Raw genomic sequence first — 24,861 nt, forward strand, 5'->3', positions numbered from 1 at the left:
GGCGGTCCCCTTACTCGTCACCGGTGCCGAGCAGCACGGCGGCGTTGTCGATCAGTCGGGTGGAGCCGACGCGGGCGGCCACCAGCAGGCGGGCGTCGCCGTTCTCCGGCGCCGGGCCGAGGTCGGGCGCGCGCAGCTCCAGGTAGTCGAGGTCGACGCCGGGCGCCGCGGCGAGCGTGTCGCGCGCGGCCTTGAGCACGGCGTCCGCGCCCTGGCCGCTGACGTACGCGCCGGCCACCAGGGCGGCGGACAACGCGGTCGCGGCGGTGCGCTCCTCGTCGGACAGGTAGCGGTTGCGGGAGGACAGCGCCAGGCCGTCGGGCTCGCGCACGGTCGGCACGCCGACCACGTCCAGGCCGAAGTTCAGGTCGCGCGCCATCCGGTGAATCAGCGTGAGCTGCTGGTAGTCCTTCTCGCCGAACACCGCGTAGGTCGGCTGCACGATGTTGAACAGCTTGGCGACCACGGACAGCACGCCGGCGAAGTGGCCGGGGCGGGTCCGGCCCTCCAGCTCGTCGCCGAGCGGGCCGGGGTTCACCGTGACCGTGCTGCCCGGCAGGTACATGTCGTCCACGGACGGGGCGAACACCAGGCCCACGCGCTCCTCGCGACAGATGTCCACATCGGAGTCGAAGCTGCGCGGGTAGCGGTCGAAGTCCTCGTTCGGGCCGAACTGGGTCGGGTTCACGAAGATCGAGACGACGACCACGGTGTTCTGCATGACCTGCGCTTCGCGGATCAGCTTGCGGTGACCCGCGTGCAGCGCGCCCATGGTCGGCACCAGGGCGATGTTGCGGCCGGCCGCTTTCAACGCCTTCGTGACGCGGCGCAGCCGATCCGGGTCGCGGTGCACCGTCACGTCGTTCGGCGTGTAGTCGTCCTTGGTGAGCGGCTTGGTCATGCTTGTCCCTCGAGGGTGGTGCGGACGTCGGACGCGAGTTCGGGCTTGAGCAGCCCGGCGGCCTGGGCGCGGGCCGCGGTGCGGAGCGCGAGGATTCGGTACGCGGGGAGCGCCTCGGTGTCCGCGAGCACCGCCAGGTGCTTGGCCACGGTGCCCGCGTCGCCGCGCGCGACGGGGCCGGTGAGGGCGCGGTCGCCGTGCCGCAGGGCGTTGTCCAGGGCGGCGGACAGCAGCGGGCCCAGCATCCGCTCGGCGTCCTGGATGCCCGCGTCGCGCAGCAGGTCCGCGCAGTCGGCGACCAGCGTGATCAGGTGGTTGGCGCCGTGCGCGAGGGCGGCGTGGTAGAGCGGGCGGGCGGCCTCGGGCACGCGCACCGGTTCAGCGGACATCTCCACCACCAGGGCCTCTCCGACGTGCCACGCGACCTCGTCGTCGTCGGCCGCCGTGACGCCGACCGAGCAGGCGTTCATCCGCTGCACGTCCTCGGCCCGGCCGGTGAACGTCATCACGGGGTGCAGGGCCACGCACAGCGCGCCGAGCCCGGCGGCGGGCCGCAGCACGTCCACGCCCTGCGCGCCGCTGGTGTGCACGACGATCTGCCCGGCGCGCAGCGACCCGGTGGCGACGAGGCCGCGGACCAGGCCGGGCAGCTCGTCGTCGGGCACGGCGAGCAGCACCAGGTCGGCGGAGGCGGCCACCTCGGGCGGCGACAGCACGGGGACGTCGGGCAGCAGCTCTTCGGCGCGGCGCAGCGAGTCGCGGGAAACGGCGGAGACAGCGCTCACGACGTGTCCCGCCCGGGACAGCGCGGCGCCCAGCACCGAACCCACCCGGCCGGCCGAGATGACTCCCACGGCCAACCGCGCGGGGCGGGGGGTCGCGTCCATGCGACGTACTCCTTCACCGCGGCGTTCCAGTCCCGATGCTCGGGTACCGGACGACGGCCGCGAGCGTAATCCGGTGTGCTGCGGTGGGCCGTCAACTGCGACGAACGCCACCCGCGGCCTTCAGCGCGCCCGGCGCGTCCACGGCGGCCTGACGTGCGGCGACGAGGGCGGCGAGCAGCTTCTCGTGACGTTGTTCCGCGTCGTGGCCCGCGGTGCCGTTGGCCATGCGGTGACGCAGGAACGCCAGTTCCGTGGCGGCGACCTGGTAGCCCGCGACCGCTTTGGCCGCCTGGTCGCCGACGCGCCGCCGCACCGTGCGCCGCCACCGGCTGCGGCCCTGCAGGCTGGCCAGCAGGGTGACCTCGCTGGAGGCGATCCACTTGTTGGCGGCCATGGCGGGCAGCTGGCCCGCCACGATCCGCTGCTCGCGGCGGCGCTGCCAGACGACCATCAGCACCATGCCGGCGAAGATCGGCACCATGATCAGGAAGTAAAGGTTGATGAAGGTGGAGCCGGTGCCGACGGTGGTGGAGAAGTTCCACAGCGAGTGCAGGCCGGCCGCGCCGAGGTAGCCCAGGACCGGCGCGGCGATGCGCACCTTCCGGCTCGTGGTCATGGCCGCGATGCCGATCCCGATGCCGGTCATCGACGTGAACAGCGGGTGCGCGAACGGCGAGAGCACCCCGCGCAGGATGAACAGCGCGATCACGCCGCTGCTCAGGTCGCCGAACCCGCTGTCGGAGAAGACGCGGGCGAAGTACCAGATGTTCTCGGTGAACGCGAAGCCGGCGGCCGTCACGCCCGCGTACACCACACCGTCCACCACACCGTCGAACTCCTGGCGGCGGCGCAGGAACAGCACCACGATGAACGCGGCCTTCGCGGCCTCCTCGGTGATCGGCGCGCCGATCACGGCGGCGAACGTGCTGCCATCGCCGCCGTCGATGAGCTGGCCGAGCACGTGCGCGCTCTGGTTGAACACCAGGGAGGTGATCGTCGCGCCGCACGCGCCCCAGAGGAACGCCAGCAGCAGGATCTTCGCGGGCTCCGGCTCCCAGCGGTCGACCCAGAGGTAGGCGCCGATCACCGCGAGCACGGGCAGCAGCGCGGCCACCGCGCCGACCATGATCGGCAGCAATCCCGTCTGGGACGTGCCGAGGCCGAGCAGGATCAAGCCGCACACGCCCAACGCGATCAGGCCCAGGACCGGGAGCAGGACGGTCCAGCGCTGCTGGTCGACGCGCTTGCGGGCGGGAGTGGTCACGGTGGGAAACCTTAAAGGGACACTTGACCGGTGGTGGAGTCGGAAGCCCTGTGGCGGGCGGCGTTGTACGGGCCGACCGGGTTCTTCACCCGCGGCGAGGTGCCGGCCGACCATTTCCGCACCGCGCCGCTGGTGGGTCCTGAGCTGGCCGAAGCGCTGCTCGTGCTGCTCGATCGGGTGGACTTCGCGCTCGGTCGGCCCTCGCGGCTGGATTTCGTGGACGTCGGCGCCGGCGGCGGTGAGCTGGCGGGGGCGGTGCGGTCCTCGGCGTCGGGCGCGCTGGCGGCGCGGTTGGTGGTGACGGCGGTGGACGTGGGACCCGCGCGGTCGGTCCCGGGCGTGCGGTGGACGTCGACGCTGCCGGACTCCGTGTGCGGGTTGTTGGTGGGGCACGAGTGGCTGGACGCGGTGCCCTGTCCGCTGGTCACGGGCCCGTCGTCGCACCCCTGGCTGGACCGGTGGTGGCCGGTGGGCGAGCGGGAACGGGCGGAGATCGGGCAGCCGCGGGACGTGGCGTGGGCGGATGCCGTGTCGCGGGTGGCGCGCGGTGCGGCGCTGGCGGTGGACTACGGGCACGTGCGGGCCGACCGGGTGGCGGGGCGGTACGCGGCGGGCACGTTCGCCGCGTACCGGGGCGGGCGCCGGGTGGAGCCGGTGTTCGACGGGACGTGCGACCTGACGGCGCACGTGGCGCTGGACGCGTGCGCCGAGGCGGCCGGTGGCGAGTGGGTGCTGGTCTCGCAGCGGGACGCGTTGGCCGCGTTGGGCCTGGTCGGCGCGGTGTCGCCCGGTGAGCCCGACTGGCTGGGCGCGGCCGAGCGGGCGTCGCGGATCGCCGAGCTGCGGGCGGAGGGCGGGTTGGGCTCGTTCGGCTGGCTGCTGCACGGCGTCGACGTGCCGGTGTCGTCCCTGCTCCCGCCCCTGCCGCCGTGGCGGCCCTGAGCCCTACAACGCCCAGGGCGGGGTGATGCGCTGGTCACCGACCAGGCCGGTGATCCCGACCGACGTGGCGACGAGGACCTTGGCCGGCCCACCGACCAGCTGGAACTCCACGTGCGGCGGGACGACGACCGTGTCGCCGGCGCCCGCCTCGACGTCGTTGATGGTCACCTGGCCCTCCAGCACGTGGAAAACCTCCTCCTTGTCGACCTGGTGCCGTTCGCTCTTCGCGTCCGCCGGCACCTCCACGGTCCACAGGGCGATCTGCGTGCTGCCGTTACGGGACGGGGACGCGTGGGGGTGGAACACGAAGCCGTGGCGCTCGAACATCGCTCTCCAAACTAGTCAACCAAGTTGTCTAGTTGCAGACTAGGCGACCGTGGAACCCGTGTCGATGCTGTTCGCCAGAACGTTCCGCGCGATGACCGACCGCTTCCACGAACGGCTGGCCGATCGCGACCTCGAACCACTGCGCCCGGCGCACGGCTTCGTCTTCCGCTACCTCGCCGCCCAACCCTCGGCCACCGCCGTCGACCTCGCCGCCCACCTGGGCGTCTCCAAGCAGGCCGCGACCAAGACCGTGGCCGAGCTGGTCGACTGGGGCTACGTCCGACGGGCGCCCCACCCGACCGACCGGCGCGCCCACGCGCTGACCCTCACCGGCAAGGGCCGGTCCTACCTCCGGTTCGCCGACGCCCTGTGGTCGGAGCTGGAGGACGAGTTCGCCTCCGTCGTGGGCGCCGAACGGCTGGCCGTCCTGCGCGAAGCCCTGGAGACCTACCTCGCCGACGCCGACGCGGAAGGCATCCGCCCGGTCTGGTGACCGCCCGACGCGACGGCCGAAGACCGCCGGCGGTGACGCCCGGCACGGGCGAAGGTCGAGCGCATGAGAATCCACGCGCTGCCGAACGACGTGCTGGACCGCGCCCGCGAGCGCGCCGGCGCCGACGAGCACCACGAGTGGCACGCCGAGTCACCCGGCGCGCCGCTGCGGTGCTGCCTGCGCAAGGCCGAGCCGGGCGAGCCGGTGGTCCTCTTCCGCCACCGCCCCGCCTCGGGCGCCGGACCGTACGAGGAGCTCGGCCCGGTGTTCGCGCATGCCGAGCCGTGCGACGGGCCGGTGACCACCGCGGCGTTCCCCGAAGCGTTCCGCCACGCGCCGCGGACCCTGCGCGCCTACACCGCCGAAGGCCGCATCCACGGCGGCGAGATCGCCGACCCGGAGCACCTCGTCGACCGCGTCGCCGCGCTGCTCGACGACCCGGACGTGGCCGAGGTCCAGGTCCGCAGCGTCTCCCACGGCTGCTTCCTGTTCGCGATCACCCGCGACCGGCCCTTGCCCCCGAACGGCGGCACGGCCGTGCGACGATGACCGGGTGGAGATCACCGTTGGCGTGGGCGCCGGTGCACGCCACCTCGGCGTGGACCGGGTGGTCGACCTCGGCCCCCTGCACCCGTCGGCGCACGGCGCGTACCGACTGCGCCTGGCGGTCCGCGACGACGAGGTCATCACCGCCGCCGCTCCCCTGGTCGGCCACCTGCACCGGGGCGCGGAGAAGCTGTTCGAGGTCCGCGACTACCGGCAGGTCCTCACCCTCGCCAACCGGCACGACTGGCTCGCCGCCTTCTGCAACGAGCTGGCCGTCGCGCTGGCCGTGGAGCGCATGACCGGCATGGACGTCCCACCGCGCGCCCAGGCGCTGCGGGTCCTGCTGTGCGAGCTCAACCGGATCATGGCGCACCTCGTGTTCCTCGCGCCGCTCACCGGCGCCCGCGACCGCGACGCCGTGCAGGCCGTGCTGGAGGAGGCGTCCGGCGGCCGGATCCACTTCATGGCCAACCGGATCGGCGGCCTGCGCGAGGACGTGCCCGCCGGCTGGACCGGCCGGGTGCGCGAGGTGCTGTCCACTGTGGACCCCGGTGAGGCGCCGGAGGGGTTGGCGGGCCTCGGTGTGCTCGACCGCGACGCCGCGCTCGCGTACGGCGTCACCGGTCCGATCGGCCGGGCGTCCGGTGTGGACTTCGACCTGCGCCGCGACGACCCGCTGCCCGGCTACCGGAACCTGGACGTGCGGCCCGTGGTCCGCACCGAGGGCGACGCGCTGGCCCGCGTCCGCGGCCTGGTGGACGAGGTCCGCCAGTCCGTCGCGCTCGCGAACCAGTGCCTGGACCAGCTGCCGGCGGGCCCGGTGAACCTGCGCCTGCCCAAGGCGGTCAAGGCGCCCGAGGGCTCGGTCTACACGTGGGTCGAGGCGCCGCTGGGCACGTCCGGCGTGCACCTCGCGTCCCGGGGCGAGAAGACGCCGTGGCGGCTGAAGCTGCGCACGCCGTCGTTCAACAACGTGCAGGCGCTGTCCGCGCTGCTGCCCGGCACGAAGGTGGCCGACCTGCCCGCGGTGCTCGGGTCGTTCGCCGTGGTCGTCGGCGACATCGACAAGTAGCAGGCCCTAGTCCTCGCGGCGACGACGGCGGCGCGGCGAGTCGCCGCCGCCGAACGCGGCGAGCAGCTCGCTGACCGACTTGCCATCCGCGTGCGCCCCGGCGGGCTCGGCGGGCTCCGGCGCGCTGCGCCGGCCGGCCGGCGTCGAGGTGTCCTCCCACGAGTCCCAGCGCTCGTCGGCCCGACGCCTGCCACCGGACTCGGCCGCGGGCTCGGCGGCCCGGCGACGGCCCTCGGGCGTCACGGAGGCCGACGCGGAATCAGCCGAACGACCACCGATCGCCTCCGGCTCGACCACCGGGCGGTGCCCGCCGGTCAGCTCGGCCGCGCGGCGCGACCGGCGCGCGTCGTCCTCGGCCTGCGCCCGGCGCGCGGGCTCCGCCACCGGAACGTGCTCACCGGTCAGCTCGACCCGCGTCACGGGTCGGCGCGCCGGCTCGGGACGGCCGACCGCCCGCTGCTCACCGGTCGTGCCGATCCGACGACCGGCCTCGCCACCGGCGGCGGACCGCTGCTCACCGGTCTGCTCGGGGCGGCCGACGGGCCGCTGCTCGCCCGTCGGGTCCGGCCGGCGGACGGGGCCGACCGGGCGGTGCTCACCGGTCACGTCGGCCCGCGCCGCGGGCCTGCGCGCCTCCACCGGCCGGTGCTCGCCGGTCAGCTCCACCCGCGCGGTGGACGGTCGGCGGGGTTCCGCGGACGCGGAGCGCTGCTCGCCGGTCGACTCGGTCCTCGGCACGGCCCGCTGCTCGCCCGTCCGCCGCGCGGCGCCGCCCGCGCCCTCGGGCCGCCGCACGGGTTCCTCGGCCAACGCATCCCGGCTGATCATCTCGGTCCGGTCGGCCACCCGGCTGCGCCGCTGCACGGTGTGCTCGGTCTTCGACGGCTCGGCGGGCCGACCGGCCGGTGCCGCCGGCGGGGCCAACCGCGCCGCCAGGTCCCGGCCCACGCGCTCCGTCGGCTCCTGCTTGGGCGCCTCCCGCCGCACCACCACCGGCGGCGTCGGGCGGGGCTGGGCCGTCGCGCGGGCAGGCTCGCGGCGCACCGGTTGGGCCTGCTCGCGCCGCGCGGGCTCGGGGCGCGTCGGTTCGGGACGCCGCACCTGGTCCTTGCGCGAGGTGTCGACGTTGACCCGCTCGATCAGCTCGGTCCGCTCGACCCGCTCCACCTGCGGCGCCTCCGCGGCCTTCTTCGTCACCGGCACGGCGGTGCCGGCGTTGATGATCCGCTGGTCACCCACCGCCATCAACCGGGACTGGTCGGACAGGGCGCGCATCCGGGTCGACTCGGCCCGCAGCGCCACCCGCTCGACCAGCACCTCGCCGCCGAGCAGGGCCTCCAGGTTCTCCCGCAGGGCGCGCAGCTCGCCGCGCAGCGCGTCCAGGTCGTCCTTGGCCTCCTCGCGCACCCGCTTGCGGGTCTCGGCCTCGACCTCCAGCTCGTACTCGCGCCGTGCGGCGATCTCGCGTTCGAGCTCGAGCTCGTAGACCGACTGCAGGTCGGCCACCTCGTCCTCGCGCTCGGAGATCTGCTTGCGGTAGCGGGCCGCGAGGAACGCGCCGACCAGCGCCGCCCACAGCGCGGCGACCACCGCCAACCGCAGCCAGCGGGCGTTGTCGCTCAGCACCAGCACCGCCGCGGCACCCAGTGCGAGCGTCAACGCCGCTACCAGCAGTAGTCGCCCAGAGCCACGACCGTGATCTTGCTGCTCGTCATCGTCCGACGCGCCTCGCCCGGTCATGGCGTCTACCGTACCGGTCAGTTACCCGATTGAGACCTCGGCGTCCGTATCTATTGATCGAGATGCGGGTCGTCGGGCGTCTTGCAGCACCGCTCCAGCCACAGCGCGGCGGCGATGAGCAGCGCCGCGCAGCCCGCTCCGACGCTCGCGCTGAGCACGTCGTGATCGGCCGCCTCGAACTCGCCGCGCGCCGGCAGCACGTACACCAGCACGCCCGCCCACGCGCCCAGCATGATCGCGCCGAGCAGCGACGACGCCTTGGCGAACGCCACCGCCCTGGCCGCGGTCAACGGCTCGACGGGCCGCGCGCCCGGCTTGCGCAGGATGCGGGCGCGCAGCGAGAACGCCAGCCACAGGTTGACCGCCGCGATCACCAGCAGGGTGAACCCGGCGAACGTCGGCAGCGGCGGCAGCGTGTCGTAGGCGAGCCTGATCAGCAGGTGCGCGAGCAGGCCCGCGACGAGTCCGACGGCGAGCAGGTCACGGGGTTTGGTGAACCTCACCCCACCATCGTCCCCGACTACTCGACCAAGGCGGTGTCGCGCCTGCCGAACAACGACAGCTCGGACAGCCACGGCCCCGGGTCGGTGTCCCAGTCGAGCGCGCGCACCTGGTCGTCGTCACGCCGCCCGCCCAGCACGCGCAGCAGCTCGAACGACGACGTCCGCAGCGCGCCCGCCGGCTCGCCCTCGCCGACGACCCGGTCGCCGTGCTCCAAGGTGATCCGCAGCGCGGGCAGGTGCTTGGCCCGCAGCCGCTTGTCCAGGTCCTGCAGCGGTCGCGTCAACGCCGCCCGCACCGCCACGTTGTCCCGCTCGCCCGGCTGCCCCAGCGCGGTGCGGATGTCGTGCTCGTGCGAGATGATCTCGGCGATCAGCACCGCGCCCATCGGCGAGTCGAACAGCCCCTCGGCGATCTGGAAGTTCCGCTCCCACTCGACCAGCAGCTCGCCCAGCGCGCGGCCACGCCGGTCGTGCACCTGCCGCTCGCCCCACGAGCCGTCGTCGACGCCCTCGAACCGCCGCTCGGTGAAGTCGCCGAGCCCACCGGCCAGGTGCGCGACCACGTCCCGGACCGTCCACCCCGGGCACGCCCCGACCGGCGCGTCGGGATCGCCGCCGGTGACCAGGCTGATGATCCGCCGCCGTGCGGCGTCGTAAGTGACCGCGTTGCTCATCGCGCCACCTCCGCGCCAAAGCTAACCCCGCCGCGCGGACGCCGCAGGGCTGATCACCTCAGCCGAAGATCATCCCGTCGGGTGACGCCGCCGAGGTCGAGGCCGGCGAGCAGGTCGCGCGCCGGGCCGTGACCCGGCACGACCGCGTCCGGCTCCACGTCCAGCCACGGCGCCAGCACGGACGCGCGGTCGTGCGCGCCGGGGTGCGGCAGCAGCAGCTCCGGGTCCGACGACCGCACGCCGTCCACCGTCACGACGTCCACGTCCAGCGTGCGGGGACCCCACCGCAGCTCGCGGACCCGCCCGGCGGCCCGCTCCACCGCCTGCCCGCGCCGCAGCCAACCCCACTCGTCCACGTCACCGGAGACGACCAGCACCGCGTTGAGGAAGTCGGGCTGGTCCGTCACGCCCCACGGCGCCGTCTCGTACACCGGGGACGCCGCCACCAGCACGTCGGCGAACCCGGCCACCGCGAGCCGCAGGTAGCCCAGCCGGTCGCCCAGGTTCGAGCCGAGCGACAGCACCGCCCTAGTCACGCGTGCGCCGGATCGTCACCGCGACGTCCTCGAACGCCAACGGGATCGGGGCCGACGGCTTGTGCACCGTCACCTCGGTCGCCCGCACCCGCAGGTCGGTCATCACCTCGTCGGCGACCTTGCCCGCCACCGTCTCGATCAGGTCGTACGGCCCGCCGGCCACGATCGCCGCCGCGCGCTCGGCCAGCTCGCCGTAGTGCAACGTCTCCCGCAGGTCGTCCGTGGCCGCCGCGCGCGAGAGGTCCAGCCACGCGGTGACGTCGACCAGGAAGTCCTGCCCGTCGCGCTTCTCGTGCTCGAACACGCCGTGGAACCCGCGCACCCGCAGGCCGCGCAACGAGATCCGGTCGGAAATCCCGCCCACCTCCGCCGAGCCCGCTCCGTCAGCCCGCATGACCCCGCCTCCACGCCCGCGCCACGGCCACCGCGTCCAACGAGCGGTCCACGTCGTGCACCCGCACGCCCCACGCGCCGACGAACGCCGCCAGCGCCGACACCGCCGCCGTCGCGTCCTCCCGGCCGTCCGGCGCCCGGTCCCCGAGCAGGGCGCCGAGGAACCGCTTGCGCGACGCGCCGACCAGCACCGGGAAACCCAGCTCCAGCAACGAGCCGAGCCCGTGCAGCAGCTGCCAGTTGTGCGTGGCGTCCTTCGCGAAACCCAGCCCGGGGTCGAGGATGATGTCGTCGGACGCCACACCGGCGGCCAGGGCGGCGTCCACCTGGCGGCACAGCTCGTCGCGCACCTCGCGCACGACGTCGTCGTACACGGCCAGCCGGTCCATCCGCCTGCTGTGCCCGCGCCAGTGCATCAGCACGTACGGCACGCCCGCCGACGCCACCAGGGGCGCCATCGCGGGGTCGGCCAGCCCGCCGGACACGTCGTTCACGATCGACGCGCCCGCGTCCAGCGCCGCCTGCGCCACCTCGGCCCGCGTGGTGTCCACGCTGACCGGCACGCCCTCGGCGACCAGCGCCCGGATCACCGGCGCGACGCGCGCGGCCTCCACCTCCGGCGACACCCGGTCCGCGCCGGGGCGCGTCGACTCGCCACCGACGTCGATCAGGTCCGCGCCGCGGCGGAACAGGGCCACGCCGTGCGCCACCGCGTCGTCCAGGTCGAGGTACCGGCCGCCGTCGGAGAACGAGTCGGGGGTGACGTTGAGCACGCCCATCACCACGCAGTGCCCCGGCCTGGGCACGCTCACCGCAAACGTCCCTTGATCAGCTCGATCGCCTCCGAGCGCGACGACGCCGAGCTGCGCAGCAGCCCCCGCACCGCCGACGTCGTGGTCCGCGAACCCGGCTTGCGCACGCCGCGCATGGCCATGCACAGGTGCTCTGCCTCGACCACCACGATCACGCCGCGCGGTTCGAGCCGCCGCATCAGCGCGTCCGCCACCTGCGAGGTCAGCCGCTCCTGCACCTGGGGCCGCTTGGCGTACAGGTCGACCAGGCGGGCCAGCTTCGACAGCCCGGTCACCCGGCCGTGCTCGTTGGGGATGTACCCGACGTGCGCGACGCCGTGGAACGGCAGCAGGTGGTGCTCGCAGAACGAGAACATCGGGATGTCGGTGACCAGCACCAACTCCTCGTGGCTCTCGTCGAACGTCTTGGCCAGCACGGCGTCCGGGTCGGTGTGCAGGCCGGCGAACAGCTCCCGGTACGCCCGCGCCACCCGTGCCGGCGTGTCGCGCAGCCCTTCGCGCTCCGGGTCCTCACCGCACGCGAGCAGCAGCTCGCGCACCGCCGCCTCGGCCCGCTTCTGGTCGAAGGGTGGGCGCGCGAGACCGGCCCCCCCGTTGACGGAGAGGCCGGTCTGGTCGATCGCGGTGCCGTGCTCGGTCACGTGCGGTTGTCCGGGTCCGTGTCGAAGGACCGCTTCCCCGCTTCCGCGTCCGTCGGCTCCGGCCGCCACTGCGGTGGCTGCGGTGCGCCGCCGGGCGCCGTCGCGGGCGTCCACCCGGGCGGTGCGCCGTAGTTCGGCGGGCCGGACGACGGGTGCTGCGGCTGCTGCTGCGGGTAGGCCTGCGGCTGCGGGCCCTGGGTCAGCACGCCGTTGTGGCCGTTCGGCGGCGTGGGGACGGGGTCCTGGACCGGCGGTTCGTCGTCCAGGGTGTCCTCGATCGCCGGCGGCCACGGCTCGCCGCGCTCCTTGGCCAGTTCCGCCGGGGTCTTGACCGGCGGCTTGTCCGAGGGGGTGCGGTGGCCGAAGTCGTTGAACTTCGTGATCCGCGGGCGCTTCTCGACCGCGGCGAAGATCCGCTCCAGTTCCTTCTGGTGCAGGGTCTCCTTCTCGATCAGCTCCAGCGTGAGCGCGTCGAGCACGTCGCGGTAGGTGTTGAGCACCTCGTACGCCTCGGTGTGCGCGGCCTCGATCAGCTCGCGGACTTCCTCGTCGATCTCGTGCGCGACCTCGAGCGAGTAGTCGGCCTGCCGGCCCGCCGTGCGGCCGAGGAACGGCTCGCCCTGCTCCTGGCCGTACTTGACCGCGCCGAGCCGGGCGGACATGCCGTACTCGGTGACCATCGCGCGGGCGATCTTGGTCGCCTGCTCGATGTCGTTGGACGCGCCCGTGGTCGGCTCGTGGAAGACGAGCTCCTCCGCGGACCGGCCGCCCAGCGCGAACACCAGCCGGGCGATCATCTCGGACCTGGTCATCAGGTCCTTGTCCTCCTCGGGCACGGAGAGGGTGTGACCACCCGTCCGGCCGCGGGCCAGGATCGTGACCTTGTAGACCGGGTCGATGTCCGGCATCGCCCACGCGGCCAGGGCGTGCCCGGCCTCGTGGTAGGCGGTGATCTTCTTCTCCTTCTCGGAGATGATCCGGCTCTTGCGGGCCGGACCGCCGATCACGCGGTCGACCGACTCCTCCAGCTCGATGCTGCTGATCACCGTGCCGTTCTTGCGCGCGGTGAGCAGCGCGGCCTCGTTGATCACGTTGGCCAGGTCGGCGCCGGAGAAGCCGACGGTGCGCTTGGCCAGGCCGTCCAGGTCCGCCTCGGGGGCCAACGGCTTGCCCTTGGCGTGCACGCGCAGGATCTGCTTGCGGCCCTTCAGGTCCGGCGCGGACACCGGGATCTGCCGGTCGAACCGGCCGGGGCGCAGCAGCGCCGGGTCGAGGATGTCGGGCCGGTTCGTCGCCGCGATCAGGATGATCCCGCCGCGCGAGTCGAAGCCGTCCATCTCCACCAGCAGCTGGTTGAGCGTCTGCTCGCGCTCGTCGTGCCCGCCGCCGAGGCCGGCGCCGCGGTGGCGGCCGACCGCGTCGATCTCGTCGACGAAGATGATGCACGGCGCGTTCTGCTTCGCCTGCTCGAACAGGTCGCGGACGCGCGAGGCGCCGACGCCGACGAACATCTCGACGAAGTCCGAGCCGGAGATCGAGTAGAACGGCACGCCGGCCTCGCCGGCCACGGCGCGCGCGAGCAGCGTCTTGCCGGTGCCGGGCGGGCCGTACAGCAGCACGCCCTTGGGGATCTTCGCGCCCAGGGCCTGGTAGCGGCCCGGGTTCTGCAGGAAGTCCTTGATCTCGTAGAGCTCTTCGACGGCCTCTTCGGCGCCCGCGACGTCGTTGAACGTCGTCTTGGGCATGTCCTTGGACAGCTGCTTGGCCTTGGACTTGCCGAAGTTCAGGACGCGGTTGCCGCCGCCCTGCGAGTTGTTCATCATCCACATCAGCAGGAGCAGCAGCAGACCCAGCGGGATCATGTACAGCAGCATCTGCATCAGGAACGAGTCCTGCGTGACCTTGGTCTCCACGACGGGCTTGTTGCCCGCCTGGTCGAGGATGGTGAAGACCTCGTCCGTCGAGCTCGCCGGGAACTGGGCGCGCACGCGGTTGCTGCCCTCGACGGTCACCCCGTCGTTGAGGGTGAGCTTGAGGAGCTGCTCCTTGTCCTCGATCGTGGCTTCCTTGACCTGGCCGTCCCGGATCTGTTGCAGTGCCTGGGACGTCTTGATCGGGGTGTAACCCCGGTTGTCGTCGAAGAGCACGTTGAAGGCGTAAAAGAGCAACAACACCGCCACGATCCACAGCAGCGGGTTGCGAAGCAGGCGCTTGCGGTCCATGCACTTACGGCCGGCGGGCGGCCTCGACCCTCCCTGACTTGTCGACGGGCGTAGACGGGCACACCCGTCCGACCAGACTACCGCCCATGGCTCGGGCGAAGCGCTCCGCGTGCGGGCCCTGTCGCGTCTTGCCGGACCAACGGGCGAGGGGCGCCCGGTGTTCCCGTGGTGACCGCGAACACGGATCCCAGGTCAACGAGGTTCACCCGGCGGGTTGACCCGATCGTGAACCGGTGCGGGCTCGATCCCGTAACTACTCACGAGGGGTTACCGGGCACTAGCAGGTGGCGACAACGTGAGGGCCACTCGAGTGACGTAGAACACGAGAGTTTGTCATGTGAGTGAGCCGTGTCATCCTCGGCAACCAACCGAGTGTTCCTCGCCCACCCGAAAGGGTGAACACCGACCGAAGGTACGAAGCAATGTCAGCTCGCAACCCGGACCGCCCCGGCCGCCTCCGCCGCGTGATCCTGCCCGTCGGCGCGCTGCTCGGCGTCGTCGCCGCCGCGGGCGTCACCGTGGTGGCGCTGCGAGCCACCAGCGGACCCGAGTGCAAGGGCACCCTACCGCTCAAGATCGCGGTGACGCCGGCGATCGAGGAGGTCGTGCGCGGCGCGGCCGACGACTACCAGGCGACCCAGCCGATCGTGGACGGCAAGTGCGTGCAGGTGCAGGTCGAGGCGCGCGGCGCCGCCGACGTGGCCAACGAGCTGCCGACCGCCCAGATCAACCCGCCCGCGCTGTGGGTGCCGGACTCGTCCATGTGGGCGGCCGAGACCCAGCGGCAGGCCGGTGACGAGGGCGTGGAGGCGCCGCGGCTGGACATCCACGACCCGCTGGCGAGCTCGCCGCTGGTGATCGCGGGCTCGGAGCAGGCCATGACCGCGCTCGGCTGGCCGATCACGCCCGTGACGTGGGCGAAGGTCGTCGACCCGAAGGTGCCGGTGACGCTGAGCGACCCGACCACGTCCACCGAGGGCCTGGCCACGCTCGCGGTCATCCGGGCGCAGCTCGGCAACCCGGACGGCACGCCGAAGCCGGAGCTGATCGGCGCGCTGCTGCGGGTCGGCCGCAACGCGCTGCCGTCCGTGCGCGACGCGTTCGGCAAGGTCGTGCAGGGCGCGGAGAACGCGCCCGTGTTCACCGCTTCGGAGCAGTCCGTGCTGTCGGCCAACCGCACGGCCGGGTCGCGCCGGGTCGTCGCCTCCTACCCCAAGGAGGGCACGGTCTCGTTCGACTACCCCCTGGTGCGGGTGAGCCGGTTGAGCGAGCAGGCGGGCACGGCGCAGGCCGCGGAGGGCTTCGAGCGGGCGTTGCGCACCGGCCGGACCGCGCAGCGGTTCGCCGAGGCCGGCTTCCGCGCGCCCGACGGCAAGGCGCCCGGCGGCTGGACGAACGAGGAGCACGGCGTGCGCGGCGACGACGTGGCCGTGCTGAAGACGCCGGACCCGGACCAGGTCTCCGAGCTGCTGCGCACGTGGGGCGCGGTCAGCCTGGACACCCGGCTGCTCGCGGTGCTGGACGTGTCCGGCTCGATGGCCGAGAAGATGAGCAACGGCCAGACCCGGGTCGAGGCGGCCCGGGAGGCGGCGCTGACCGCGTTGGGCATGCTGCCCGACACCTCGGAGATCGGCCTGTGGGCGTTCTCGACGAACAAGAAGCCGCCGAACGACTGGATCGAGCTGGTGCCGGTCGGTCCGCTCGGCGAGCCGATCGGCGGCGCGCCGCGGCGCGTGCAGCTGCAGAAGGGCGCGGGCAACCTGCCCGCCCTGGTCGGCGGCGGCACGGCGTTGCACGAGACGGCGCTGGCCGCGTTCCGGCACGTGCAGCAGACCTACGACCCATCCAAGATCAACTCGGTCACGCTGATCACGGACGGCAGCAACGACGACATCTCCAGCATCGACCTGCCCGGCCTGCTGGCCACGTTGAAGCAGGAGTCCGACCCGTCGCGGCCGGTGCCGATGATCATGGTGGGCCTGGGCGCGGACGCCGACATGAACGCGCTGCGGCAGATCGCCGAGGCCACCGGCGGCAAGGCCTACCAGGCGATGGAGCCGGAGGACATCCGCGGCGTCCTGCTGGACGGCATCTCCCAACGCCGCTGCCGGCCGAATTGTTAGGCCGCTGCTCCGCAGACGGCGGCTCGGTCGCCTGGAAGTCGGTCGTTCGCGCCCTGATTCCCGACGATCGAAAAGCGTGATCGCCGGGAATGAGGACGCGAACGACCGACGCGACCTCGCGGGGGGTGGTCCGGTCGGAGGCCGCCCCCGTTCACGTGCTCAGCTTGAGTAGACCTTGGGGTCCAAGGCGCCGATGTAGGGCAGGTCGCGGTAGCGCTCGGCGTAGTCCAGGCCGTAGCCGACCACGAACTCGTTCGGGATCTCGAAGCCGACGTACTTGACCGGCACCTCGACCTTGACCGCGTCCGGCTTGCGCAGCAGCGTGCAGACCTCCAGCGACCGCGGCTTGCGCGACGCCAGGTTCTTGAGCAGCCACGACAGCGTGAGGCCGGAGTCGATGATGTCCTCGACGATGATCACGTCGCGGTCCGCGATGTCCCGGTCGAGGTCCTTGAGGATGCGCACCACGCCGGAGGACGAGGTCGACGAGCCGTAGGAGCTCACCGCCATGAACTCCAGCTGCACCGGCACCGGCAACGCCCTGGCCAGGTCGGTCATGAACATCACCGCGCCCTTGAGCACGGTGATCAGCACCAGGTCGTTCCCGCCGTCGGCCGGGTAGTCAGCCGCGACCTTGTTGGCCAGCTCGGTGACCTTGTCGCTGATCTCCTGCTCGCTGATGAGCACGGAACTGATGTCGCCGTCGTACACGGACGGTTCCCCTTTTGTCATGACTGCACTGGTTCCACTCGCAGCCTGCCATGCGCGCGCCGCGCCACAAAGCCGCCGGGCAGCCACACGCCGCCCTGCCCACGCCACTCGCTCACCAGGGCGTCCACCCGGCGCAGGTGCGAGTCGGACAACTCGGGCACGTTCTCCTCCAGCAGCCAGCGGCGCAGGACGCGGCGGCGCAGGGCGGTCGGCAGGCGTCCGACGTCGTCCACCGAGCGGCGGTCGCCGTCGAACGCCTCGGCCAGCTCGTCCAGCGCGTCGTTGTCCTCGCGCAGGTGGGCGGCGGTGCGGGCGAGGGCGTCGGCGACACCGCCCTGGAGCACGTCCTCCAGCAGCGGGAGGACCTCGCGGCGCAGGCGGACCCTGGTGTAGCGCGGGTCCTCGTTGTGCGGGTCGCGCCACGGCGTGAGGCCGAGTTCGTCACATGCGGCCTCCGTCACGGCCCGGGAGACCCGCAGCAGGGGACGGCCCCACGGCGGGTCGTGCGCGCGCATGCCGGCGATGCTGCGCGGCCCGGAGCCGCGGCCGAGGCCCAGCAGGACCGTCTCGGCCTGGTCGTCCCTGGTGTGGCCGAGCAGGACCAGGCCGCGCTCCGGTCTCAGCGCGGCATACCTGGCCTTGCGCGCGGCGGCCTCAGGTCCACCCGATCCGGTGACGTCGACGCGGCGCACCTCGGCGGCCAGACCCAGCTCGCGGCACGTGCGCGCGGCCCGTTCGGCGACCTGCGCCGAGTCGGCCTGCAGACCGTGGTCCACGACGACCGCACGGGCTTCGGCCAGCCCGGCCGTGACGGCGGCGAGGGCGAGCGAGTCCGCGCCGCCGCTGACGGCCACCGCGACCCGGTCGGGCCGGTGTTCGGCGAGGAAGCGCCTGACGGCCGTGCGCACCTCGGCGAGCGGTCCGTTCACGGTTGGACGCGACGCAGCCAACCGGCCGGGTCGGCGATCTCCGCGCGCGTCGGCAGGGTGTCGGCGCTGGTCCAGACGGTGTTGAAGCGGTCCATGCCGACCGCGTCGACGACGTGCCCGGTGAACGCCGCGCCCTCCGCGTACTGGCGGACCTTCGCCTCGACGCCGAGGAGCGTGCGCAGCACGCGGTCCAGCACGCCACCGCCCTGGCGGCGGGCGGTGAAGCGTTCGCGGATCGTGCGGACCGACGGCACGACGTCCGGGCCGACCGCGTCCATCACGTGGTCGGCGTGGCCTTCCAGCAACGTCGACAGGGCGATGAGCCGGTCGAGCACCTCGCGCTGGCCGGGGCTCTGCAGCAGCTCCACCAGGCCACCCGACTCGCGCAGCCGCTTCGGCAGGTCGCGCAGGCGTGGCGCGGAGCCCTCGTCCATGCTGCCGAGCAGGGTGGCGACCAGGCCCGCGAAGTGCTCGGCGAGCCACGGCACGGCGGTGAACTGCAGGCGGTGGGTGCCCTCGTGCAGGCAGACCCACATGCTGAAGTCCTCGCCGGAGACGTCGAGGGCCCGTTGGGCGCCGACGATGTTCGGCGCGACCAGCAGCAGCCTGCCGCCTTCGGAGAACGGGTCGTACTGGCCGAGCACCCGGCCGCTGAGGAACGCGATGACGACGCCCGCCTGGACGCCCGCCGTGCCCGCGAGGACGCCGCTGAGCGCGCCGGACTGCTTGGGCAGCGCGCCGTCGGTGAGGGCGGCGAGGCCCTGCACGGCGGCGCGCACCCAGCCCGGCCGGTCGACCACTTCGCCCTGCTGGAGCGGCATGCCGTGGCCGAGGCCGGTGAGCTCGCGGACGTGCACCTCGGCGTCCACGGCGAGTTCGCGCAGGCGGTGCACGGCGATGTCGGCCTCGGCTCTGGGCACGATCGGGCCGGGCCGGACGAGCCTGGTCGCCGTGGTGACGGCCAGGGCCCAATCGACCGGGGCACTGCGGTCCTGCGTCGCCGGGTTCACCCTTCTGACGCTACCTGCGAGGACCGCCCGGCCGACACTCCCGCGTCCACGTCCTGAGCGTTCAACTCGGGGTACCTGAGCGTTCGACACGCGGTACCTGAACGTTCGACACGCGCGAGAGTCCTACGTTCGCGTCGCGCGTGTCGAACGTTCAGAACGCGCGTGTCGAACGTTCGCGTACCCCGAATTCAACGCTCGGGGCGGTCAGCAGCCGCAGGTCCGGAGGGCGGCGGCCATCTCGTCCAGCCCGCCGCGCACCAAGTTGTTGTTCTGCTCCGGGCTCAACGACATGAACGCGAACACCAGCAGCCGGCCGTCCGCGTCCACCACCACGCCGGCGAGCGTGTTCACCGAGGTCAGCGTGCCCGTCTTGGCCCGCACCCAGCCCCGGCCGCCCGCGCCCCACTGCTCGTACCGGGTCGCCAGCGTGCCGCTGCCGCCCGCCACCGGCAGGGCCGTCAGCAACGGCCGCAGCTTGGCGGTCCTGGCGTCGGACGCGTCCGGCTTCGCCGCCGCCACGAGCACGTCCGCCAGCAGCTTCGCGGGCACCTTGTCGTTCGGCGACAGCCCGCTGCCGTCCACGATCGCGGACGTCGACAGGTCGAACCCGTTCTCGGTCAGCACGTCCCGCACCGCCTTCGCCGCGCCCGCGAACGACGGCTCCAGCCCGCGCGCCTTCGCCACCTCCCGCGCCATCGTCTCGGCCAGCACGTTGTCCGAGATCTGCATCAGGTTCTCGACCAGCTGGTCCACCGGCGCGGACTTCACCTCGCCGAGCACCTCCGCGCCCGGCGACGCCGCGCCCGCCGCCACCGCCGCCACGCCCAACCGCTGCGCCAACGCCTGCGCCGCCACCGCCGCGGGGGTGGCGGTGCGCGGCGTGTCGTACTTCGTCGGGTCGCCACGCCCGCCGTCCAGCATCACCGGTTCGATCGGCGCGACGTACCCGTTCGGCACGTCGCTGGGGTCCCAGCCGGGCGCGGTGCCCGGACCCGCGTACCGCGACACGTCGTACTGGACCTGCGTCACCTGGCCGCCCGACGCGCGCACCTGCGCGGCCAGGTCGTCGATCGTGGCCGCGCCGGGGTACACGGTCAGCTCACCCGCGGGCCGGGACGACAGCGTCGGGTCGCCGCCGCCGACCAGCACGACCGAGCCCGGCTGCGCCCCGCGCACGACCTTCGTCGAGAACTGGGCCCGGTGGTCCAGCGCGAGCAGAGCCGCCGCCGCGGTCAGCACCTTGATCGTGGACGCGGGGGTCTGCGGCGTCGTCTCGCCCTGGTTCCACAGCGCCGTGCCGGCCACCGGGTCCACCACCACGCCCGACAACGGCGCCAGCACCCCGTTCGCGGCCGGACCGGCCAGCACCGCGCGCACGCCCGCCGCCGTGGCCGGCTTGCCGTCCGCCCCGACGCCCTTCATCGACAACGACACCGGCGCGGGCGGCAGCGGCGCGGCGGTCGTCGGCACGGGCGCGGCGTCGAACCACCCCTGCCGCGTCCCGACGAGCGCCGTGCCCGCGAGCGCGAGCACCAGCACCGCCGCCACGCCCAACACGAACGGGCGCTTCCGCCGCCGCGTCGGAGCCGGTGGCTCTTCACGTTCCGTGATCGGTTCAGGGACCGGTTCAGGTTCCGACTTGATCTCGGTCGGCGGGGCGGGCGGGTGCGGCGCGACGGGCTTCGGCGGCACCCTCACGGGTTCGGCGCGCACCGGCGCCGGAATGCGCATCGTGGGCGGGTCAGGCCTCCTGACCTGCACCGTCGGCGGCTCGTGATCGACTTCGTCACCGTCAAAGGTCGGCCACGATGGCTCGTCGGGCACGCAGTCCTCCGCGGTCGAGTACGGGCAACGTCACACCCTCGGCAAGGGGTTGACGAGACGACGTAGTCCACACTAGTGGCGTAACGAACGGCGAAGACGAGCGAGGACCGCGCAGTGGAGTTCGACGTCACCATCGAGATCCCCAAGGGGGTCCGCAACAAGTACGAGATGGACCACAAGACGGGGCGCATCCGGCTGGACCGGACCCTGTTCACGGCCACTCAGTACCCGGCGGACTACGGGTTCGTCGACAACACACTGGGCGAGGACGGCGACCCGCTCGACGCGCTCGTGCTGGTCCAGGAGCCGACGTTCCCCGGCTGCCTGATCCGCTCGCGCGCGATCGGCATGTTCCGGATGACCGACGAGAAGGGCGGCGACGACAAGCTGCTCTGCGTCCCGGCGGAGGACCCGCGCTCGGAGCACCTGCGCGACATCCACCACCTGAACGAGTTCTACCGGCTGGAGATCCAGCACTTCTTCGAGGTCTACAAGGACCTCGAGCCGGGCAAGAGCGTCGAGGGCGCGACCTGGGTCGGCCGCACCGAGGCCGAGGCCGAGATCGTCCGCTCGTACCAGCGCCTGAAGGACGCCGTGGCGCGCGGCGAAGACCACTGAGCTGACGCGCGAGAGGCCCGCCCCCGTTCCCGGGGACGGGCCTCTTCCGCTTTGCGGGGCGTCAGTGCGCCGCGATCGGCGCGGGCTTCTCGCCCGCCGCGTCCTGCACCCGCTCCAGGCCGGACCGGGTGGACAGCGGCACCTCGCGCAGGAACCAGATCACCGCGAACCCGATCGCCGTCACCAGGCCGCCGACCAGGAACACCAGGTCGATCGACGAGGAGAAGCCGTCCAGGAACGGCCTCGCCAGCACCGGGTCGAGCCTGGTCAGGAACTCGGTGTTGTCCAGGTCGAACGCCGGGCCGCCGCCCTGCAGGCCGGCGGCGAACTCGCGGTTCTCCGGCCGGGCCAGCGCCGCCTGGAAGTCGGGCGTGGCCGCCGCCGCGCGCAACCCGTCGGCGATCTTGTCGCCGACCGTGCTGAACAGGATCGACAGGAACACCGCGGTGCCGACCGTGCCGCCGATCTGGCGGAAGAACGTGGCCGACGAGGTCGCCACGCCCATGTCGCGCGGCTCGGCGTCGTTCTGGATGGCCACCAGCAGGGTCTGCATGCACAGGCCGAGCCCGGCGCCCAGGAAGAACATCAGCGCCAGCGCCTGGTAGATCGACGTGTCCGTGCCGACCGTGCTGAAGACGAACAGCGCGGCGGTGATCAGCCCGAACCCGATGATCGGGAACACCTTGTAGCGGCCGGTCTTGGCGGTGATGTTGCCGCTCGTGCCCGCCGCCGCCATGATGCCGAGCGTCAGCGGCAGCATCATCAGGCCGGACTCGGTGGCCGAGTAGCCCTTCACGATCTGCAGGTACAGCGGCAGCGAGACCATGCCGCCGAACATCCCGACGCCGAGCAGGAAGTTGATGACGTTGCCCAGCGCGAACGTCTGCCGCTTGAACAGCCGCAGCGGGAGCAGCGCCTCGTCGCCCATCCGCCGCTCGGTGATCACGAACCCGACCAGGCCGAGCACGCCGATGACGTACATGGCGATCGAGGTGCCCGACGCCCAGCCCCACCCGCGGCCCTGTTCGGCCACGATCAGCAGCGGCACCAGGCCGGTGGTCAGCAGGCCCGCGCCGACGAAGTCGATCCGGTGGTTCACCCGCTGGTGCGGGATGTTGAGCACCTTGGCCACCACGACCAGCGCGATCAGCGCGATCGGCACGTTGATCAGGAACACCCAGCGCCAGCCGGCCGTGCCGAGGAACGACTCCATGCCCGCGAACAGGCCGCCGACCACGGGGCCCGCGACGCTGGAGATGCCGAACACCGCCATGAAGTAGCCCGTGTAGCGGCTGCGCTCACGCGGCGAGGTGATGTCCGCCAGGATCGCCATGGCCAACGACATCAGACCACCGGCGCCGAGGCCCTGCACCGCGCGGAACGCGGCCAGCTCGTACATCGAGTTCGCGATGCCGGACAGCAGCGAGCCCGCGAGGAACAGCGTGATCGCGGTCAGGTACATCGGCTTGCGGCCGTAGATGTCGGACAGCTTGCCGTACAGCGGCGTGGAGACCGTCGCGGTGATCAGGTACGCGGTCGTCGCCCAGGCTTGCAGCGTCTGGCCGTGCAGCTCGTCCGCGATGGTCTTCATGGCGGTGGCCACGATCATCTGGTCGAGCGCGGCCAGGAACAGCCCGAGCAGCAGGCCCGACAGGATCGTCAGGATCTGCCGGTGGGTGAGCAGGGCGGCGCCGGGTGGCGGCGCGTCCGCTCGGGTTGTCGTCTCCGACATCACTTCTCCCCTTCTGAGCGCGGCCCCAGTCCGCTCTCAGCGATGAAATCCGGTAGCGCCTTCTCGTAGTCCCCCACGAAGCGCTCGAAGTACTCGATGAACTGCGTCCACTCCTGCGGGGACCAGTCCGTGAACAGGCGGGCCAGCGCGACGTTGCGCTGCGCGCGGCGTTCGGCGAGCAGCCGTGCGCCCGCCTCGGTCACCGCCAGCACGCTCGCGCGGCCGTCCTCCGGGTCGGCCCGGCGTTCCACCAGGCCGTCCTTGACCAGCGTCGCCACCTGGCGGCTCACCGTGGACGGGTCGGAGAACACCGCCTCCGCAAGGGCGCTAGCCCGTGACGGGCCCAGCTGGTTGAGGTTGGCCAGCAGCACGAAAGAGGCCTTGTCCAGGCCGGCCTTGCTCATGTGCGCGGCGACGCAGGCGTGCATCTTGTTCATCCGCACCAAGGCCATGCCGAGCCGGTCGGCCATGGCGAGCTCGTCGGCCCGCACCTCGTCACCCACCGGGGTCGTCATCCCACACTCCGTTTGCTTGCATCAACCAACTAGTTGCTGAGTACAAGCATGCGCTCGTACGGGTGACAAGGCAACCGGAATACCGGTGACTCGGGTCTCATGGTTACCGGCCGGTAGCATCTGTGGGCATGAGCGCTGACTACTCGTTCGTCGCCGACGCGATGAAGCAGGCCGTGCCGTGGGTCAGGACCGTGGGCGTGGAGTTCACCGAGGTCACGGGCGATCGGGTGGTCGCCGAGCTGCCCGACCGCGAGGAACTGCGCAACCACGTCGGCGGACCGCACGCGGCGATGATGTTCGGTGTCGCGGAGACCGCGTCGGGCGCGGTGGTGATGGCCGCCTTCGCGCCGCACCTGGCCAAGGCGACCCCGTTGGTGGCGCGGTCCGAGATCGCCTACAAGAAGCTGGCACTGGGCGACCTCCGCGCCGAGGCGGTGCTGGGACGGCCCGCGGAGGAGGTCGTGGCCGAGCTGGAGGCGGGCACGCGGCCGGAGTTCCCGGTCGCCGTGACGATCACCGACGCGAACGGCGTGACGACGGGCGAGATGACCGTCGTGTGGACGCTGCGCCCGAACCGCTGACTCACCGTGACCGACCGGGCGTGCCATGTGATGTAGGTAACACCCGGTCGGCGCACGGACGGTGAGGCGGACATGGCAGGTAGACCCGCAGGCCCGGCGGATTCGGGCCCTTAGCCTCCTGGCGCAGGCTTCCGCGCGAGCGCCGCTTCCTCATCACCGTCGGTGTGGTGGTGCTGCTCCTGTTCATCGTCGGCCTCGCGAATCTGGGGTCCGGGAACAGCACCCCGCGCGCGCTCAGCGAGACGGGGATCACGACCACGTCGACGTCGACGTCGACGACCACCACCACCACTACAACGACGACCACCACCACACCTCCTCCGGTGAAGGTCGCGGAGGTCGTCGACGGGCGCACGATCACCGTGTCCGGCGGTGGACGGGTCCAGCTGGCCGGGCTCGCGCAGCCCGGCGAGTGCTGGGCGGCGGTCGCGGCGGACTTCCTGAAGACCACGCTGGCGGGCAAGGACCTGCGGGTCGTCGGCGCGACCGTGCTGCTGCCCGACGGCGTCGACCTGGCCGTGCACATGGTGGGGCAGGGCATGGCCCGCGCCGAGCAGACCGCCTCCGCCGCCCTCGCCTCGGCCCAGGACGCGGCGAAGGCCGCCGGTCTCGGCCTGTGGGGCGCGCCGTGCGCCGGCGCCGACACCGTCGCACCGCCGCCACCTCCGCCGCCCGCGCCGAAGCCGACTTACGACCCGCCTCCGCCGCAACCCGTGCAGCCCGCCCCGCCGGCCGACGCCTACTACGCCAACTGCGACGCCGTCCGGGCCGCCGGCAAGGCGCCGCTCTACGCCGGCCGGCCCGGCTACCGGGCAGCCCTGGACCGCGACAAGAACGGCGTGGCCTGCGAGTAGGTTCCACCGGC

26 protein-coding genes are annotated in these 24,861 nt (G+C 72.7%); 8 read left to right on the forward strand and 18 right to left on the reverse strand.

Going from position 1 to position 24,861, the window contains the following annotated elements; translation table 11 throughout:
- Window positions 1-10: 10 nt before the first annotated feature.
- From panC to LNK82_RS27795, 3 genes are all read right to left on the reverse strand, one after another.
- Window positions 11-901 (reverse strand): pantoate--beta-alanine ligase, encoded by an 891-nt coding sequence (panC, locus tag LNK82_RS27785; protein ID WP_230569963.1) that lies wholly within the window; start codon window positions 899-901, stop codon window positions 11-13.
- Window positions 898-1,788: a Rossmann-like and DUF2520 domain-containing protein gene (locus LNK82_RS27790; RefSeq protein ID WP_230569964.1), complete on the reverse strand. Its 891-nt coding sequence runs from the start codon at window positions 1,786-1,788 to the stop codon at window positions 898-900. Before LNK82_RS27790 ends, panC begins: the two co-directional genes overlap by 4 nt.
- A 91-nt stretch (window positions 1,789-1,879) precedes the next feature.
- Window positions 1,880-3,052, reverse strand: coding sequence for a PrsW family intramembrane metalloprotease (locus LNK82_RS27795; protein WP_230569965.1), 1,173 nt, complete (start codon window positions 3,050-3,052; stop codon window positions 1,880-1,882).
- A gap of 30 nt (window positions 3,053-3,082) precedes the next feature.
- Here LNK82_RS27795 and LNK82_RS27800 point away from each other — a divergent pair, with 30 nt between their 5' ends.
- A complete protein-coding gene (locus LNK82_RS27800) occupies window positions 3,083-3,994 on the forward strand; it encodes an SAM-dependent methyltransferase (RefSeq protein WP_230569966.1) in 912 nt (303 codons plus the stop codon).
- Between the two features lie 3 nt (window positions 3,995-3,997).
- Here LNK82_RS27800 and LNK82_RS27805 read toward each other — a convergent pair whose 3' ends face one another.
- Window positions 3,998-4,321, reverse strand: a complete 324-nt coding sequence (locus LNK82_RS27805) for a cupin domain-containing protein (protein ID WP_230569967.1) — start codon at window positions 4,319-4,321, stop codon at window positions 3,998-4,000.
- Between the two features lie 64 nt (window positions 4,322-4,385).
- Here LNK82_RS27805 and LNK82_RS27810 point away from each other — a divergent pair, with 64 nt between their 5' ends.
- The 3 genes from LNK82_RS27810 (at window position 4,386) to LNK82_RS27820 (ending at window position 6,432) form a co-directional block, all read left to right on the forward strand.
- Window positions 4,386-4,814, forward strand: a complete 429-nt coding sequence (locus tag LNK82_RS27810) for a MarR family winged helix-turn-helix transcriptional regulator (protein ID WP_230570123.1) — start codon at window positions 4,386-4,388, stop codon at window positions 4,812-4,814.
- A 63-nt stretch (window positions 4,815-4,877) separates the two neighbouring features.
- Window positions 4,878-5,363: a DUF1203 domain-containing protein gene (locus LNK82_RS27815; protein ID WP_230569968.1), complete on the forward strand. Its 486-nt coding sequence runs from the start codon at window positions 4,878-4,880 to the stop codon at window positions 5,361-5,363.
- Between the two features lie 4 nt (window positions 5,364-5,367).
- The gene (locus LNK82_RS27820; RefSeq protein WP_230569969.1) at window positions 5,368-6,432 is read left to right on the forward strand and encodes an NADH-quinone oxidoreductase subunit D; all 1,065 of its coding nucleotides are present in this window, start codon (window positions 5,368-5,370) and stop codon (window positions 6,430-6,432) included.
- Between the two features lie 6 nt (window positions 6,433-6,438).
- Here LNK82_RS27820 and LNK82_RS27825 read toward each other — a convergent pair whose 3' ends face one another.
- The 8 genes from LNK82_RS27825 to ftsH are packed head-to-tail and all read right to left on the reverse strand — an operon-like array spanning window position 6,439 to window position 13,953.
- Window positions 6,439-8,172, reverse strand: coding sequence for a DUF6779 domain-containing protein (locus tag LNK82_RS27825; RefSeq protein WP_230569970.1), 1,734 nt, complete (start codon window positions 8,170-8,172; stop codon window positions 6,439-6,441).
- Between the two features lie 50 nt (window positions 8,173-8,222).
- Complete coding sequence (locus LNK82_RS27830) at window positions 8,223-8,675, reverse strand: DUF3180 domain-containing protein (RefSeq protein WP_230569971.1); 453 nt, start codon at window positions 8,673-8,675, stop codon at window positions 8,223-8,225.
- A 17-nt stretch (window positions 8,676-8,692) separates the two neighbouring features.
- Window positions 8,693-9,349, reverse strand: coding sequence for a maleylpyruvate isomerase family mycothiol-dependent enzyme (locus LNK82_RS27835; protein ID WP_230569972.1), 657 nt, complete (start codon window positions 9,347-9,349; stop codon window positions 8,693-8,695).
- A gap of 53 nt (window positions 9,350-9,402) precedes the next feature.
- Window positions 9,403-9,885 (reverse strand): 2-amino-4-hydroxy-6-hydroxymethyldihydropteridine diphosphokinase, encoded by a 483-nt coding sequence (folK, locus tag LNK82_RS27840; RefSeq protein WP_230569973.1) that lies wholly within the window; start codon window positions 9,883-9,885, stop codon window positions 9,403-9,405.
- Window positions 9,878-10,240 (reverse strand): dihydroneopterin aldolase, encoded by a 363-nt coding sequence (gene folB / locus LNK82_RS27845; protein WP_230570124.1) that lies wholly within the window; start codon window positions 10,238-10,240, stop codon window positions 9,878-9,880. Before folB ends, folK begins: the two co-directional genes overlap by 8 nt.
- A 28-nt stretch (window positions 10,241-10,268) precedes the next feature.
- A complete protein-coding gene (gene folP / locus LNK82_RS27850) occupies window positions 10,269-11,057 on the reverse strand; it encodes a dihydropteroate synthase (protein ID WP_230570125.1) in 789 nt (262 codons plus the stop codon).
- Window positions 11,058-11,086: 29 nt separating this feature from the next.
- Window positions 11,087-11,710 (reverse strand): GTP cyclohydrolase I FolE, encoded by a 624-nt coding sequence (gene folE, locus LNK82_RS27855; protein ID WP_230570126.1) that lies wholly within the window; start codon window positions 11,708-11,710, stop codon window positions 11,087-11,089.
- A 17-nt stretch (window positions 11,711-11,727) separates the two neighbouring features.
- Window positions 11,728-13,953 carry an ATP-dependent zinc metalloprotease FtsH gene (gene ftsH, locus LNK82_RS27860; protein WP_230569974.1) on the reverse strand — a complete coding sequence of 742 codons (2,226 nt, stop codon included), beginning with the start codon at window positions 13,951-13,953 and terminating at the stop codon, window positions 11,728-11,730.
- Window positions 13,954-14,375: 422 nt separating this feature from the next.
- Here ftsH and LNK82_RS27865 point away from each other — a divergent pair, with 422 nt between their 5' ends.
- Window positions 14,376-16,076, forward strand: coding sequence for a substrate-binding and VWA domain-containing protein (locus LNK82_RS27865; protein ID WP_230569975.1), 1,701 nt, complete (start codon window positions 14,376-14,378; stop codon window positions 16,074-16,076).
- A gap of 159 nt (window positions 16,077-16,235) precedes the next feature.
- On the opposite strand, the gene hpt is transcribed toward LNK82_RS27865, so the two are convergent.
- The 4 genes from hpt to dacB all read right to left on the reverse strand — a co-directional run bounded on the left by hpt (window position 16,236) and on the right by dacB (window position 20,274).
- Window positions 16,236-16,787, reverse strand: a complete 552-nt coding sequence (hpt, locus tag LNK82_RS27870; RefSeq protein ID WP_106616505.1) for a hypoxanthine phosphoribosyltransferase — start codon at window positions 16,785-16,787, stop codon at window positions 16,236-16,238.
- A gap of 17 nt (window positions 16,788-16,804) precedes the next feature.
- Window positions 16,805-17,716, reverse strand: a complete 912-nt coding sequence (tilS, locus tag LNK82_RS27875) for a tRNA lysidine(34) synthetase TilS (RefSeq protein WP_230569976.1) — start codon at window positions 17,714-17,716, stop codon at window positions 16,805-16,807.
- Window positions 17,713-18,726, reverse strand: coding sequence for an Rv3626c family coenzyme F420 biosynthesis-associated protein (locus LNK82_RS27880; RefSeq protein WP_230569977.1), 1,014 nt, complete (start codon window positions 18,724-18,726; stop codon window positions 17,713-17,715). The genes tilS and LNK82_RS27880 overlap by 4 nt, the downstream gene beginning before the upstream one ends.
- A gap of 204 nt (window positions 18,727-18,930) precedes the next feature.
- Window positions 18,931-20,274: a D-alanyl-D-alanine carboxypeptidase/D-alanyl-D-alanine endopeptidase gene (gene dacB, locus LNK82_RS27885; protein ID WP_230569978.1), complete on the reverse strand. Its 1,344-nt coding sequence runs from the start codon at window positions 20,272-20,274 to the stop codon at window positions 18,931-18,933.
- A 390-nt stretch (window positions 20,275-20,664) separates the two neighbouring features.
- Here dacB and LNK82_RS27890 point away from each other — a divergent pair, with 390 nt between their 5' ends.
- Window positions 20,665-21,168 carry an inorganic diphosphatase gene (locus tag LNK82_RS27890; RefSeq protein ID WP_123744506.1) on the forward strand — a complete coding sequence of 168 codons (504 nt, stop codon included), beginning with the start codon at window positions 20,665-20,667 and terminating at the stop codon, window positions 21,166-21,168.
- Window positions 21,169-21,229: 61 nt separating this feature from the next.
- Here LNK82_RS27890 and LNK82_RS27895 read toward each other — a convergent pair whose 3' ends face one another.
- Together LNK82_RS27895 and LNK82_RS27900 are read right to left on the reverse strand one after the other, a co-directional pair.
- Complete coding sequence (locus LNK82_RS27895) at window positions 21,230-22,900, reverse strand: MDR family MFS transporter (RefSeq protein WP_230569979.1); 1,671 nt, start codon at window positions 22,898-22,900, stop codon at window positions 21,230-21,232.
- Entirely contained in the window at window positions 22,900-23,415 is a 516-nt protein-coding gene (locus tag LNK82_RS27900) for a MarR family winged helix-turn-helix transcriptional regulator (protein WP_230569980.1), read from the reverse strand. Before LNK82_RS27900 ends, LNK82_RS27895 begins: the two co-directional genes overlap by 1 nt.
- A gap of 128 nt (window positions 23,416-23,543) precedes the next feature.
- Between LNK82_RS27900 and LNK82_RS27905 the strand changes: the two genes are divergently transcribed.
- Both LNK82_RS27905 and LNK82_RS27910 read left to right on the forward strand, forming a co-directional pair.
- Window positions 23,544-23,996: a DUF4442 domain-containing protein gene (locus tag LNK82_RS27905; RefSeq protein WP_230569981.1), complete on the forward strand. Its 453-nt coding sequence runs from the start codon at window positions 23,544-23,546 to the stop codon at window positions 23,994-23,996.
- A 167-nt stretch (window positions 23,997-24,163) separates the two neighbouring features.
- Window positions 24,164-24,850 (forward strand): thermonuclease family protein, encoded by a 687-nt coding sequence (locus tag LNK82_RS27910; protein ID WP_230569982.1) that lies wholly within the window; start codon window positions 24,164-24,166, stop codon window positions 24,848-24,850.
- Window positions 24,851-24,861: the final 11 nt, after the last annotated feature.

This window comes from Saccharothrix luteola, from assembly GCF_020859565.1.
GTDB lineage: Bacteria > Actinomycetota > Actinomycetes > Mycobacteriales > Pseudonocardiaceae > Actinosynnema > Actinosynnema luteola.

Coding starts and splice junctions, on each gene's coding strand:
- LNK82_RS27790 (WP_230569964.1), bottom strand. CDS start 1,788: ATGGACGCGACCCCCCGCCCCGCGCGGTTGGCCGTGGGAGTCATCTCG.
- LNK82_RS27835 (WP_230569972.1), bottom strand. CDS start 9,349: ATGAGCAACGCGGTCACTTACGACGCCGCACGGCGGCGGATCATCAGC.
- panC (WP_230569963.1), bottom strand. CDS start 901: ATGACCAAGCCGCTCACCAAGGACGACTACACGCCGAACGACGTGACG.
- LNK82_RS27895 (WP_230569979.1), bottom strand. CDS start 22,900: ATGTCGGAGACGACAACCCGAGCGGACGCGCCGCCACCCGGCGCCGCC.
- LNK82_RS27900 (WP_230569980.1), bottom strand. CDS start 23,415: ATGACGACCCCGGTGGGTGACGAGGTGCGGGCCGACGAGCTCGCCATG.
- LNK82_RS27815 (WP_230569968.1), top strand. CDS start 4,878: ATGAGAATCCACGCGCTGCCGAACGACGTGCTGGACCGCGCCCGCGAG.
- folP (WP_230570125.1), bottom strand. CDS start 11,057: ATGGGCGTGCTCAACGTCACCCCCGACTCGTTCTCCGACGGCGGCCGG.
- ftsH (WP_230569974.1), bottom strand. CDS start 13,953: ATGGACCGCAAGCGCCTGCTTCGCAACCCGCTGCTGTGGATCGTGGCG.
- LNK82_RS27905 (WP_230569981.1), top strand. CDS start 23,544: ATGAGCGCTGACTACTCGTTCGTCGCCGACGCGATGAAGCAGGCCGTG.
- LNK82_RS27805 (WP_230569967.1), bottom strand. CDS start 4,321: ATGTTCGAGCGCCACGGCTTCGTGTTCCACCCCCACGCGTCCCCGTCC.
- LNK82_RS27865 (WP_230569975.1), top strand. CDS start 14,376: ATGTCAGCTCGCAACCCGGACCGCCCCGGCCGCCTCCGCCGCGTGATC.
- LNK82_RS27810 (WP_230570123.1), top strand. CDS start 4,386: ATGCTGTTCGCCAGAACGTTCCGCGCGATGACCGACCGCTTCCACGAA.
- LNK82_RS27825 (WP_230569970.1), bottom strand. CDS start 8,172: ATGACCGGGCGAGGCGCGTCGGACGATGACGAGCAGCAAGATCACGGT.